Source organism: Xanthomonas hortorum pv. pelargonii (assembly GCF_024499015.1).
GTDB classification, from domain to species: domain Bacteria; phylum Pseudomonadota; class Gammaproteobacteria; order Xanthomonadales; family Xanthomonadaceae; genus Xanthomonas; species Xanthomonas hortorum_B.
In genome coordinates this window covers 1,053,985-1,066,296 of record NZ_CP098604.1, presented here as the reverse complement: position 1 = coordinate 1,066,296, position 12,312 = coordinate 1,053,985, and the positions used below count along the sequence as shown (strand labels likewise).

The 12,312-nt window shown below is 65.1% G+C and carries 11 protein-coding genes; 9 read left to right on the top strand and 2 right to left on the bottom strand.

Annotated features, from left to right (window positions below; genetic code table 11):
• The first annotated feature begins 143 nt into the window (after window positions 1-143).
• On the top strand, window positions 144-920 hold the full coding sequence (locus NDY25_RS04630) for a CPBP family glutamic-type intramembrane protease (RefSeq protein ID WP_168959484.1): 777 nt from the start codon (window positions 144-146) through the stop codon (window positions 918-920).
• A gap of 104 nt (window positions 921-1,024) precedes the next feature.
• Window positions 1,025-3,448: a penicillin-binding protein 1C gene (gene pbpC, locus NDY25_RS04625; protein ID WP_168959501.1), complete on the top strand. Its 2,424-nt coding sequence runs from the start codon at window positions 1,025-1,027 to the stop codon at window positions 3,446-3,448.
• A 563-nt stretch (window positions 3,449-4,011) separates the two neighbouring features.
• On the opposite strand, the gene NDY25_RS04620 is transcribed toward pbpC, so the two are convergent.
• Together NDY25_RS04620 and NDY25_RS04615 are read right to left on the bottom strand one after the other, a co-directional pair.
• Window positions 4,012-4,572, bottom strand: coding sequence for a ferritin-like domain-containing protein (locus tag NDY25_RS04620; protein ID WP_168959485.1), 561 nt, complete (start codon window positions 4,570-4,572; stop codon window positions 4,012-4,014).
• A gap of 42 nt (window positions 4,573-4,614) precedes the next feature.
• Window positions 4,615-5,097: a peroxiredoxin gene (locus NDY25_RS04615; protein ID WP_168959486.1), complete on the bottom strand. Its 483-nt coding sequence runs from the start codon at window positions 5,095-5,097 to the stop codon at window positions 4,615-4,617.
• Between the two features lie 159 nt (window positions 5,098-5,256).
• On the opposite strand from NDY25_RS04615, the gene NDY25_RS04610 reads away from it, so the two are divergent.
• The 7 genes from NDY25_RS04610 to NDY25_RS04580 all read left to right on the top strand — a co-directional run bounded on the left by NDY25_RS04610 (window position 5,257) and on the right by NDY25_RS04580 (window position 12,163).
• Window positions 5,257-5,733: an Hsp20/alpha crystallin family protein gene (locus NDY25_RS04610; protein WP_168959487.1), complete on the top strand. Its 477-nt coding sequence runs from the start codon at window positions 5,257-5,259 to the stop codon at window positions 5,731-5,733.
• Window positions 5,734-5,873: 140 nt separating this feature from the next.
• Window positions 5,874-6,770, top strand: coding sequence for a DnaJ C-terminal domain-containing protein (locus tag NDY25_RS04605; RefSeq protein ID WP_168959488.1), 897 nt, complete (start codon window positions 5,874-5,876; stop codon window positions 6,768-6,770).
• Window positions 6,771-7,193: 423 nt separating this feature from the next.
• Window positions 7,194-7,580: a twitching motility response regulator PilH gene (gene pilH, locus NDY25_RS04600; RefSeq protein WP_168959489.1), complete on the top strand. Its 387-nt coding sequence runs from the start codon at window positions 7,194-7,196 to the stop codon at window positions 7,578-7,580.
• A gap of 396 nt (window positions 7,581-7,976) precedes the next feature.
• A complete protein-coding gene (hflK, locus tag NDY25_RS04595; RefSeq protein WP_115039970.1) occupies window positions 7,977-9,119 on the top strand; it encodes an FtsH protease activity modulator HflK in 1,143 nt (380 codons plus the stop codon).
• Window positions 9,116-9,979 (top strand): protease modulator HflC, encoded by an 864-nt coding sequence (hflC, locus tag NDY25_RS04590; RefSeq protein WP_023902980.1) that lies wholly within the window; start codon window positions 9,116-9,118, stop codon window positions 9,977-9,979. Before hflK ends, hflC begins: the two co-directional genes overlap by 4 nt.
• 266 nt (window positions 9,980-10,245) lie before the next feature.
• Window positions 10,246-10,443 carry a DUF2065 domain-containing protein gene (locus NDY25_RS04585; RefSeq protein WP_081376439.1) on the top strand — a complete coding sequence of 66 codons (198 nt, stop codon included), beginning with the start codon at window positions 10,246-10,248 and terminating at the stop codon, window positions 10,441-10,443.
• A 427-nt stretch (window positions 10,444-10,870) separates the two neighbouring features.
• Window positions 10,871-12,163 (top strand): adenylosuccinate synthase, encoded by a 1,293-nt coding sequence (locus NDY25_RS04580; protein ID WP_256627811.1) that lies wholly within the window; start codon window positions 10,871-10,873, stop codon window positions 12,161-12,163.
• The last annotated feature ends 149 nt before the right edge of the window (window positions 12,164-12,312 follow it).

The window sequence follows — 12,312 nt, the reverse complement described above, 5'->3', positions numbered from 1 at the left end:
TACAAGGCTGCATGCTGCAGCCGGTGCAAGCGGCAGACGCGCCGCGGAGACGGCTGGCGTCGCACGGCATGCATGACCCATGACACTGCGGCGATCTCGCCGCCGCCGTTATAGTCAGCGCCTCTGCACGCAAGGACGTCTGCATGCCGCTCGATATGCCGCAGCGCCGATTCACCAAGCATCTTGTCTGGTTATTGGTACTGCTGATCGCACTGCAGGTGCGCGACGTGGCCAAGCTCGTCGGCCTGCCTATCCCCAAGATTCCCGTGCCCTACGGCGGCGGGATTGCCGACAATCTGCTTAGCGTGGTGGTCGTGCTCGTTGCAGCGGCCTTGCTGCGTCCTGGTACGCCAGGCGAGATCGCAGCGCGTCTGGGGCTGCGTTGGAACGGCTTACGCGGCCCGGCGCTGACGCTGTTGGCCACACTGCCGTGCTGGCTTGGGCTATGGACGCAATCCACCTCGGTCGGCACCGGCGATCTGCTTGGCCTGCTGTGGCTGGCGCTGCTGTTTCCGCTGGCCGAAGAAATCGTCTTTCGTGGTTTCGGCTTCATCTTTGCCTGCCGCGCGTTGGCCTGGCGTCCGGCGATCGCCGCGTTGGTACAAGCCGTTGTGTTCGGCGGCGTGCATTGGCTGGGGGCAGGCGGCGGAGGCGGCGACGCCTTATTGATCTTCGCCATCACCGGCATCGGAGCGCTGCTGTTTGCCATTGTGGATGCGCAGGACGGCTACACGATCTGGAGCGGCTGGGTGCTGCATGTCTCGCTCAATGCAGCCTGGACGGTCTTTGCGGTGTCCGATTCGGCCGCCAGTGGCTGGCTCGGCATGGCATTGCGGCTATCTGCCGTATTCCTGACGATGGGATTGCTGCGGCTGTTTGTAACGCCGCCTCGCTCGCTGCGTGCGGACGTTGCAAGCTAGCGCGTTCGTCATTACGTCATTCAGGAGTGCGCAGGTGAGCTGATCACCCGATGCGCGGCGCGCAAGAGTGGCCGAAATGTGTTTTGCCCTGCATGCTTCGCAAGATGGATGAGCAGCAGCAAGCGCAGGCAAGGACCGAGAGGACGCAGGAACGCGTCGCTGGCACTCATGATGTGGCCCAACGCGGCCACCGCCGTTGGTTGACGTGGCTGCGCTGGAGCGCCGTGGCACTGTTGTCTGCCGTGCTGGTGCTGGACCTGGCTTTTCCGCTGCCGCTGCCCAAGTCGCGCGACACCTCCACGCTTGTGGTCGCACGCGACGGTACGCCGTTGCGTGCATTCGCCGATCGCAATGGCGTGTGGCGCTATCCGGCCACGCCGCAGAGCGTGTCGCCGCTGTATCTGCAGGCGCTGCTGAATTACGAAGACCGCTGGTTCTGGCGCCATCCCGGGGTCAATCCGTGGGGGCTATTGCGTGCTGGCGCGCAGTGGGTCGGGCAGGGGCGCATCGTCTCCGGCGGTTCGACGCTGACCATGCAGGTGGCACGCATCCTGGATCCGCATACGCGCACGCCGTGGGGCAAGGCCAAGCAGTTGTTGCGCGCGCTGCAGCTGGAAGCGCACTTGAGCAAGCGCGAGATTCTCACGTTGTATCTGGAGCGCGCGCCCTACGGTGGCACCATTGAAGGTGTGGAAGCGGCCAGTTGGGCGTACCTGGGCAAACCGGCCAAGGCCTTGTCGCAGGCCGAGGCCGCATTGCTGGCGGTGCTGCCACAATCGCCAAGCCGCCTGCGCCCGGATCGCCATCCGGAAGCTGCGCAACGTGCACGCGACAAGGTGCTCGATCGCATGGTGGAACTGGGCGTGTGGTCGCGCGCGCAGGTGGACGATGCGCGGATCGAACCGGTGGTCACGCGCTCGCTCAAACCGCCCTTGCATGCGGCCTTGCTCGCGCAGCGCTTGCACAGCGCGCAACCGCGTGCGGCGCGCATGGTCACCACGCTGGATGTGGAACTGCAGCGCACGCTGGAAGAACGCGTGGCTACATATTTTTCGCAATTGCCCGAGCGCACCTCGGCCGCCTTGCTGGTGGTGGACAACGCGACGATGGAAGCGCGTGCGTATGTGGGGTCGGCCAGCTTCGGCGATCGCAAGCGGCTGGGGCATGTGGACATGGTGCAAGCCTGGCGCTCGCCCGGTTCCACCCTCAAGCCGTTTCTGTACGGCATGGCGTTGGACGATGGGTTGATCCATTCGGAAAGCTTGTTGGTGGATGCGCCGCAGAGCTTTGGCAGTTATCGGCCCGGCAATTTCGATGCGGCCTTCAACGGGCCGGTGAGCGCAGCCACCGCGTTGCGGCTCTCCTTGAACGTACCGGCGGTGGATCTGCTCGATCGTATCGGCCCGGCACGCTTTGCTGCGCGGCTGTCCAATGCCGGGATCGGGCTGCGGTTTGCACATGGCAGCACGCCGTCGCTTGCATTGATTCTGGGCGGCACCGGTGCGCAATTGCAGGAACTGGTGGGCGCATTTGCTGCGCTCAATCGCGGCGGGATTGCCGGGCACGTGCGCTACACGCCAGAGGATGCGCGCATCGAGCGCCGGCTGATGTCGCCGGGTGCGGCCTGGATCGTGCGCGAGATTTTGCAAAGCAATCCGCGCCCCGGGTATGGCAGCGACACTTTCGACACCGCCGCGCGCCCGGGTGTGGCGTGGAAAACCGGCACCAGTTACGGCTACCGCGATGCGTGGGCGATCGGCGGCACGCGCCGTTACACGGTCGGGGTGTGGGTGGGGCGCCCGGACGGCACACCGCTGCCGGGCCAGTACGGTGCGGTCACCGCGCTGCCGCTGATGTTCGAAGTCATCGATGCGTTGCCGCGCAGTGCCGGCGATAGCGCGCCAGTGCCGATGCCGGCCAATGTGCAGGCCTTGGAGATCTGCTGGCCGCTTGGTGGTGCCGCCGATCGCACGCCACCGGCGCAGTGCGCGCGACGTGCCGAAGCGTACGCACTCGATGGCGCAGTACCGCCCACCTTCGCCGAACGCGATGCGCGGTTATGGCAGAGCGGCCAGCTGCACTTCGATGTGGATGCGCGCAGCGGTCAGCGGTTGTCGCAGGAGTGCAGCCAGCCGCATCAGCGCGAGCCACGCACGTTGGCGCGTTGGCCGGCACTGGTCTCGCCCTGGCTCAGCGCAGCCGAACGCGGTGCCGCGCAATTGCCGCTGCTCGCGCCGGACTGCCTGCCCGATGGGCGCATGACCGGTGGTGGCGTGCTGCGCATCGACGGCCTGAGCGATCGCGCCACGCTGGCACGCGCCAACGCCACCGCGCGGCCGGTGCGCTTGCAATTACGCGCATTGGGCAGCGACGCGCGCATCGACTGGTTGCTGGACGGCCGCTGGATCGCACAGACCAATGGCCGGCAGGGATTTCAACGCGATTTTGAAGAAGTGGGCGCGCATACGTTGACGGCATTGGCTAGCGATGGCGCCTGGACGCAGGTGCGCTTTCGGGTGTTGCGTTGAAGCAGAGATTCAGGAGCGGCTGGTCTGTTGTTTGGCTGCAGGGCCCTTGCCCGCCCACCATCGCGGGACATGCCGCAAGTACGTCCATGTAGGCTCTTACGCGGCATCCATGCCGCGTAAGGTCCCGCGACGGTGGGCAGGCAAGGGCCAGTCGAGTTGATCGGTACGCATGGTTTTTAACAAAGCAGCCAGCAACCTGTCTGGTGCGGTGTCCTCGCTGCGCTCTTGATGCTGTGAGTCTGCTGCAGGGCCCTTGCCCGCCCACCATCGCAGGACACGCCGCAAGTACGTCCATGTAGGCTCTTACGCGGCATCCATGCCGCGTAAGGTCCCGCGACGGTGGGCGGGCAAGGACCAGTGGAGATGGTCGGTGTGCATGTTTTCAACAAAGCAGCCGACTAACTTTCTGGCGTGGTGTCCCGCAAGCGGCGAGGGCACCGCGCCCTCGACTAACCAGGCTTTTGACCTGAGCTTTTGATCTGAGCCTTTGACCGCATCCAAACGACGCTACGACGCGATATCAATGCAAGTTGCGGTGCACTGACGCATCAACCACCATCACCTCACTCGCCAATCCAGCCTTCCAGCATGTCGGCAAACTCGTCGGCATGCTCTTCTTCCTGAGCCAGGATGCTTTCGAGAATGCGCTTGGTGGTGGTGTCCTTGTCGCCGATGAAATCGATCATCTCGCGGTAGCTGTCGATGGCGATGCGTTCGGCGATCAGATTCTCGCGCACCATGTCGCGCAGGTCGGTGCCTTCCTTGTATTCGGCGTGCGAGCGCTTGGTCAGCGTGTCCGGGTTGAGGTCCGGTTCGCCGCCCAGTTGCACGATGCGCTCGGCGAGTTTGTGCGCGTGGGCCTGCTCCTGCTGCGCGTGTTCCAGGAACTCGCCCTTCACCGCGTCGGCAAGCATGCCCTTGGCCATGAAGTAGTGGCGGTAGTAGCGCAGCGTGCACACGTATTCGGTGGCCAGTGCGGTGTTGAGCAGGTCGATCACCGCCTCGCGGTCGGCGTGGTAGCTCTCGGTGATGGCACCGTCTTCGATGCTCTGGCGTGCGCGGCTGCGCAAGGTGGCGGTGTCGGTGATACCGGCGGGGAGTTGCTTGGCTGGCTGGGTAGACATGGCTGGCCGTTTTCCTTCTGAGTGGGCGGGGGAATCAATGCATCAATCGGGCAGGTGCTGCAGCACGTAATCGGCCGCAGACACCTTGAATTCGCCGGGTTCTTCGACGAACAGGGCTTTCACCACCGCATCGTCGGCATACAGCGCGTAGCGACGCGAGCGCAGGCCCATGCCCGAGCTGCTGGCATCCACTTCCAGGCCCAGCGCGCGGGCCAGGTCGGCATTGCCATCGGGTAGCATGTGCAGGCCATCGGGGATCAGCTGGCTGCGGCCCCAGGCCTGCATCACAAACGGGTCGTTGACGGCGGTGCATAGCACTTCGATGCCGCGTTTGCGGAACTGCTCGAAGTGCTCCACATAGCCCGGCAGGTGCTTGGCCGAACAGGTCGGGGTGAACGCGCCCGGCACCGCGAACAGCAGCACCTTGCGGTCTGCGAACAAGGTATGGGTGTCGACTGTTTCGATCCCCTCACGCAAGCGCTTGAGCACGATTTCGGGGATGCGGTCACCAACGTGGATGGTCATGCGGCGTGCTCCTGTGGCTGAACGAATTCTAGAAAAGGACAAGGGAAAAGCGCGTCAACACGCTTGAAATCCGCAGCGAGACGCCTATCTGACGCACATGGCCGGCGCGATGGCGCGCCGGAGCGGCCGGCCCTTCACCCAACCTAATGGAGGCTCGCAATGAACATCGTTCGTTATCCACAGTGGCCCACCCACGCCCTGCAAAACGAGATCAAGCATGTGTTCGACCGTTTCTTCGAGCACAACGGCGACACCGACGAATCGGCGGTGGTGACCGCCCAGTGGGTGCCGCGCGTGGACATCAAGGAAGAACCCAACCACTTCGTGTTGTACGCCGATCTGCCCGGCATCGACCCGAGCCAGATCGAGGTGCAGATGGACAAGGGCATCCTGTCGATCAAGGGCGAGCGCAACAGTGAGTCCAGCACCGAGACCGAGCGTTTCTCGCGCATCGAGCGTCGTTACGGCAGCTTCCACCGCCGCTTCGCGCTGCCCGACAGTGCCGACCCGGACGGCATCACCGCGGCTGGACACAACGGCGTGCTGGAAATTCGCATTCCCAAGCGCCCGGCGGCCACCCCGCGCCGTATCCAGGTCGGCAACGGCCAGGGCGCCAGCGGCGGCACGGTGCAGTAAGGCGACGAACCTGGAGCGAAGTCATCGGCTTCGCTCCCCGGCGGCAACCGCACCGTAGAATAGGTGCGGTTGCCCGCCCGGCTGCGATATGACTGGCTCGTGGCCTTGGCTGCGGGCCGTTTTTTTCCAGAGGTGATTAGATGGAATTCAAGGATTACTACGCAACGCTGGGCGTCGAGCCCAGCGCGGGCGATGCGGAGATCAAGACGGCCTACCGCCGACTCGCCCGCAAGTACCACCCCGACGTCAGCAAGGAAGCCGGTGCGGAAGACAAGTTCAAGGCGATCAACGAAGCCTACGAGGCGCTGCGCGACCCGCAAAAGCGCAAGGCCTACGACCAGCTCAAGGCGCAGGGTTTCCGCCCGGGTGACGAGTTCCAGGCCCCGCCCAACTACAACGGCGGCCAGGGCTACGAGTACGATGAAGTATTCGGCAACGGCGGCGCCGGTGGCGGCTTCAGCGATTTCTTCGAAAGCCTGTTCGCCGGCCAGCGCGGCGGCCGCCCGCGTGGCCCGGGTGCAGGGCCCGGTGCAGGTCCCGGCCCGCAAACGCGTGGCGACACCCGCGCCAAGCTGGCGGTGCCGCTGGAAGCGGTCTATGCCGGCGACAGCGTGCGCATCACCATCAACGGCAAGCAGCTGGACGTGCGCGTGCCCAAGGGCGTCCAGCCCGGCCAGGTGATCCGCCTGAGCGGGCAGGGCAATGGTGGCGGCAATCTACTGCTGGAGATCGAATACGCCGCGCACCCGCAGTTCGAGGTGGACGGGCGCAACATCCTGTACACGTTGCAGGTCACGCCCTGGCAGGCCGCGCTGGGCACCACCATCAGCGTGCCGACCCTGGGCGGGTCGGTGGAGTTGAAGGTGCCGGCCGAGTCGGACGCCGGCCGCAAGTTGCGCCTGCGTGGCCGCGGCTTGCCGGGCACCACCCCGGGCGATCAGATCGTGGAGCTGGAGATTCTTGCACCGGCGCCCACCGACGATGTGCAGAAGAAGGCGTACCGCAACCTGGCCAAGGCGTTCGGCGAGACGGTGTGAGTTGGACCAAACAGCGCAAGCGAGATGAAGCCCCTCCCCATCCGGCGCTACGCGCCACCTTCTCCCGGCGGGAGAAGGGATCAAAGCCCCTCTCCCTTCGGGGCGATAAGGCGCTGCTTGCGCGCCAGTGGCGTGCATACCTTGGAGCGCCCGCGCTGCTAGCGCGGGCCGGGGCGCGGAGCGGGGGTTGGGGTGAGGGTACGGCAAGAAAGCGAAGCATCAACCAACGACCATCTGCGAGGTTGTTGAATCCAACTGTGCCCCATCTGACGTAGTACGCCAGCAGCGACCCGCGACGAAAAACAACGTGCCGCCAAATCGCACATCGCAACAGCTTCGCCAAGCATCCAGCGCCTGTCCTGGCCCCAGCTACCGAAAGCGCGGCCGGCGCACTACACTCGCCGCGCACACTAGGGGAAACACATGGCTCGCATTCTGATCGTCGACGACTCGCCGTCGCAGCTGCTGGGGATTCAGCGCATCGTCGAGAAGCTGGGGCACGAAACCATCACTGCAACCGATGGCGCTGCCGGCGTGGAAGCGGCCAAGTCCTCGCTGCCGGATCTGGTGTTGATGGATGTGGTCATGCCCAACCTCAATGGATTTCAGGCCACGCGCACGCTCAAGCGCGAACCGACCACCCAGCACATTCCGGTGATTCTGGTGACCACCAAGGACCAGGACACCGACCGCATGTGGGGCATGCGCCAAGGCGCCCGCGCCTACATCACCAAGCCGTTCTCCGAAGACGAACTGCTGGAAGTGATGGAGCGTGTGTTCAACCAGAAAGACGAACCGCCGATTGCGTGAGTGCGTTGGCGCGATGCGAGCGAAGTTGGCGTCTTCGTTCCGCAGGACCACAAGCTAACGTGTGATCGCGGTAACCACGCGCCACCTCGCGTTGATGCCAAAGCCAGCTGTGCTGCTGGTGCCGTTCGGACATCGTTGCAGTACTGAAGCTTGATCACCCTCTGCCAACTCCAGCGCGCACGCTCCGACGCTTGACCCCAAATCGCGCCGACACCGTGCCCCGAGCCGCCCGCCACCCCCGCCACCGGCTTAACTCACCCCACCGGCTAAACCGCCGATGCACCAAATGGGGCCTTTCAAAACGGTGGGTCTGCCCCATCTAGTAGAATCATCGAATCACACAACACGGCGGCACTGCGGGACTGGCCCGCGCAGCCCCTCGATCATGGAGCGTGCATGGCCTGGAACACACCCGGCAACAAGGGCGGAGACGGCCCGGATCCCAACCGTCGCAGGTCCTGGGGCCCGCGCGGTGGTGGCAACGGTGGTGGTTGGGGCAATCTGCCCGCCCCGTTGAAAGAGTTGTTCGATGGCGGCGTGTGGCGCTGGATCCTGGTCGCGGTGGTGCTGATGGTGCTGTTCTCCAGCTTCCAGCTCATCGGCGAGCAGCAGCGTGGCGTGGTGCTGCGCTTCGGCCAGTTCTCGCGCATCCTCCAGCCCGGCCCCAACTTCAAGCTGCCGTGGCCGGTGGAGTCGGTGCGCAAGGTCAACGCCACCGAGATCAAGACCTTCAGCAATCAGGTGCCGGTGCTGACCCGCGACGAGAACATCGTCAACGTCTCGCTCAACGTGCAGTACCAGATCAGCGACCCGCGCAAGTATCTGTTCGGTTCGCGCAATGCCGATCTGGTGCTGGAGCAGGCTGCGCAAAGTGCGGTGCGTGAGCAGGTCGGTCGTTCCGACCTCAATACCGTGCTCAACAATCGCGGCCCGCTGGCCATCGCCTCCAAGGACCGCCTGCAGGCTGCGCTGGATGCCTACAACACCGGTCTGTCGGTGACTGGCGTGACACTGCCCGACGCGCGCCCGCCGGAAGAAGTGAAGCCGGCCTTCGACGAGGTCAACGGTGCCCAGCAGGTGCGCGAGCGCCTGATCAACGAAGCCCAGGCCTATGCCGCCAAGGTGGTGCCCGAAGCCCGCGGCCAGGGTGCACGCACCCGCACCGGCGCCGAAGGCTACAAGCAGGCGACCGTCTCCAAGGCCGAGGGCGACGCCGACCGCTTCACCTTGTTGCAGGAGCAGTACGCCAACGCCCCCGAGGTCACGCGCAAGCGCCTGTGGCTGGAGACCGTGCAGAAGGTGCTGTCGGAGAACCGCAAGGTGATCGGCAGCGATGGCCGCCAGGTCATCTACGTACCGCTGCCGGCCGACCTCAACAAGCCCGCCAACAGCAGTGGCAATACGGGCAACGGCGGCATGCCGTCGATGGTGCCGCAGGATGTGCTGTTGAACCCGCCGCAAAGCAGCGGCAGCAGCGAGGGCATCCGCAATCCGGAGCGCGGCCCGCGCCCGACCGGCCGTGAGGGAACCGAACAATGAAAAATTCGCTAGTCATCGGCCTGATCGTCGCCGTGCTGCTGGCCCTGATGGGCTCGGTGTTCGTGGTACGCGAAGACCAGACCGCCATGGTGCTCAACCTGGGCCGCGTGGTGCGTGCCGACCTCAAGCCCGGCCTGCACTTCAAGCTACCGGTCGTGGAATCGGTGCGCGTGTTCGATCGCCGCTTCCAGGTACTGGACACCGCCCCGGCGCGCTACTTCACCGCCGAGCAGAAAGACGTGAGCGTGGACTTCTTCGCCATCGGCTACATCTCCGATGTGCGTGCGTTCTACCGCGCCACCGGTGGCGAGGAGTCGGTGGCCAATTCGCGCCTGGCCCCGATCATCACCGACTCGCTGCGCAACCAGATCAACTCGCGCACCTTGCAGCAGCTGGTCTCCGGCGACCGCAGCGAATTGATCGCCAACCAGCTCAAGGGCATCAACGGCGCCATCAAGGGCTTGGGCATGCAGATCACCGACCTGCGCATCAAGCAGATCGACCTGCCGACCGACAGCCAGGTGATCACCGACGTCTACGAGCGCATGCGCGCACAGCGCAAGCAGGAAGCCAGCAAGCTGCGCGCCGAAGGCGAAGAACAGGCCCTGACCATCCGCGCCCAGGCCGACCGCGAGTCCACCGTGATCGTGGCCGACGCCGAGCGCGATGCGCAGAAGCTGCGCGGCGAAGGCGACGCCGATGCCGCCCGCATCTACGGCCAGGCCGGCTCCAAGGATCCGTCGTTCTACGCGTTCTATCGCAGCCTTGAGGCCTATCGCGGCTCAATGACCGACGGCAACGGCGTGGTGGTGCTGGACAAGAACGACCCGTTCCTGCAGTACCTCAAGAGCGATCGTTGATCGCTCGTTGATCGCTTCGCGTTGAAACAAAAACGCCCGCGCAATGCGGGCGTTTTTGTATGTGTCCCCGGCGCGGCCGAAGGGACATGAGCCTGCCGCATCGCGATGTCTCAAGAGCGCACGTGTAAGCGCCAGCCTCTGTAGGAGCGCGCCTGGGCGCGATCGCTTTCCCGGTAATGCCAGTCGCGCCCAGGTGCGCTCCTACGACGTGCGGAGGCTTGTTGGATTGCCGAACTTGTCGGGCACACTGCAACTCCCACGTTGTGATGGTGTTGGTGATGCACGAGTTTCTGTCCGCGTTATGCCTGATCGCCGTCATCGAAGGCCTGCTGCTGTTTGCCGTGCCCGCCGCCTGGAAGCGCATGGTCGAGCAACTGTTCAGCCTGCCCACCGCCCAACTGCGCGCCATTGGCGGCGTGACCTTGGTGCTGGGCGCGATCGCGCTGTGGATCGTGCGCCACTGAGTGGGTGGTCCATTCCGACCGCAACGGGCAGCGTAGGAGCGCACCTGGGCGCGACGGCTTTACCGGTAATGCCTGTCGCGCCCTGGTGCGCTCTTACGACCCATTGGGATTGTCGCTACGGGATCTCCCAGGCTAGGGGCCGGCAGCGCTCGGAGCACCGCGCAACCGACGGCCAGCCGCAATCTGACCAGCTCCCCGATCCGCCGCCTGCAAGGGGTAGTGCCTGCCACCCGAAACCCGGATAATGCACAAAAGCCGGCCGGGCACGCTCCAACCAGAGCACTCCGTTCGGCTTTTTCCGTGTCAGGGCTTTCGCGCCATTGCAACGCTCCCCGATGGAGCTGCGCGCCAGGTGTCGCCGCCAGCCTTGAACCGGTCCCATCCCGCGGCCCCGATGGCCGCAGCAAAACTCAGGAGTTCACCCGTCATGGGTCAGTCAGTTGTCGTGCTCGGTGCCCAGTGGGGCGATGAAGGCAAAGGCAAGATCGTCGATTTGCTCACCGAAGAGATCGGTGCGGTCGTCCGCTTCCAGGGCGGCCATAACGCCGGCCACACCCTGGTCATCAACGGCAAGAAGACCGTCTTGCATCTGATCCCCTCCGGCATCCTGCGCGACGACGCGCTGTGCCTGATCGGCAATGGCGTGGTGATCTCCCCGGCCGCGCTGATCAAGGAGATCGGCGAGCTGGAATCGGCCGGTGTGGAAGTGCGTTCGCGCCTGAAGATCTCCCCGGCCGCGCCGCTGATCATGCCGTACCACATCGCCCTGGATCAGGCCCGCGAGAAGGCCGCCGGCGGCAAGGCCATTGGCACCACCGGCCGCGGTATCGGCCCGGCGTACGAAGACAAGGTCGCGCGCCGCGGGATCCGCATCGCCGACCTGCATTACCCGCCGCAGCTGGAAGAACTGCTGCGCACCGCGCTGGATTACCACAACTTTGTGCTGACCAAGTACCTGGGCGTGGAAGCGGTGGATTTCCAAAAGACCTTCGATGAGGCGCTGGCCTTCGGCGAGTACGTGCAGCCGATGAAGTCGGATGTGGCCGGCATCCTGCACGACCTGCGCAAGCAGGTCAAGCGCGTGCTGTTCGAAGGCGCGCAGGGCGCGTTGCTGGATATCGACCACGGCACCTACCCGTACGTCACCAGCTCCAACACCACCGTGGGCGGCGCACTGGCAGGCACCGGCGTGGGCGCTGACGCGATCGACTACGTGCTCGGCATCGCCAAGGCCTACGCCACGCGCGTGGGCGGCGGCCCGTTCCCGACCGAGCTGGACGACGAAGTAGGCCAGGGCATCCGCGACCGCGGTGCCGAATACGGCGCCTCTACCGGCCGCCCGCGTCGTTGCGGCTGGATGGACATCGTTGCGCTCAAGCGTGCGGTGGCCATCAACGGCATCTCCGGCCTGTGCATCACCAAGCTCGACGTGCTCGACGGCATGGAAAAGCTCAAGGTCTGCATCGCCTACGAATACCGCGGCAAGCGCACCGAATACGCACCGCTGGACGCGCAGGGCTGGGAAGAGTGCACTCCCGTGTACCTGGAGTTCCCGGGCTGGACCGAGAACACCCACGGCATCACCGAGTGGGACAAGCTGCCCGTGGCCGCCCGCGCCTACCTGCGCGCGCTGGAAGAACTGGCCGGCTGCCCGATCTCGATCGTCTCCACCGGCCCGGATCGTGACCACACGATGGTGCTGCAGGATCCGTTCGCCTGATCGGCTGACGCCAATCGCGGCATCGTCCAACGGCCCGGCTTGTCCGGGCCGTTGGCGTTTGAGGATTACTGAGATTTGGCATGACTTTTGGCGGTGCCTGCGTGCACTGTTCCGGCGGATCATCCGCGGACTGGCGCCGTTGCGTGCCT

Bases quoted from the DNA above. Each gene is read 5' to 3' on its own strand.
- NDY25_RS04630 (WP_168959484.1), top strand. From the start codon at position 144: ATGCCGCTCGATATGCCGCAGCGCCGATTCACCAAGCATCTTGTCTGG.
- pbpC (WP_168959501.1), top strand. From the start codon at position 1,025: ATGGATGAGCAGCAGCAAGCGCAGGCAAGGACCGAGAGGACGCAGGAA.
- NDY25_RS04620 (WP_168959485.1), bottom strand. From the start codon at position 4,572: ATGTCTACCCAGCCAGCCAAGCAACTCCCCGCCGGTATCACCGACACC.
- NDY25_RS04615 (WP_168959486.1), bottom strand. From the start codon at position 5,097: ATGACCATCCACGTTGGTGACCGCATCCCCGAAATCGTGCTCAAGCGC.
- NDY25_RS04610 (WP_168959487.1), top strand. From the start codon at position 5,257: ATGAACATCGTTCGTTATCCACAGTGGCCCACCCACGCCCTGCAAAAC.
- NDY25_RS04605 (WP_168959488.1), top strand. From the start codon at position 5,874: ATGGAATTCAAGGATTACTACGCAACGCTGGGCGTCGAGCCCAGCGCG.
- pilH (WP_168959489.1), top strand. From the start codon at position 7,194: ATGGCTCGCATTCTGATCGTCGACGACTCGCCGTCGCAGCTGCTGGGG.
- hflK (WP_115039970.1), top strand. From the start codon at position 7,977: ATGGCCTGGAACACACCCGGCAACAAGGGCGGAGACGGCCCGGATCCC.
- hflC (WP_023902980.1), top strand. From the start codon at position 9,116: ATGAAAAATTCGCTAGTCATCGGCCTGATCGTCGCCGTGCTGCTGGCC.
- NDY25_RS04585 (WP_081376439.1), top strand. From the start codon at position 10,246: ATGGTGTTGGTGATGCACGAGTTTCTGTCCGCGTTATGCCTGATCGCC.
- NDY25_RS04580 (WP_256627811.1), top strand. From the start codon at position 10,871: ATGGGTCAGTCAGTTGTCGTGCTCGGTGCCCAGTGGGGCGATGAAGGC.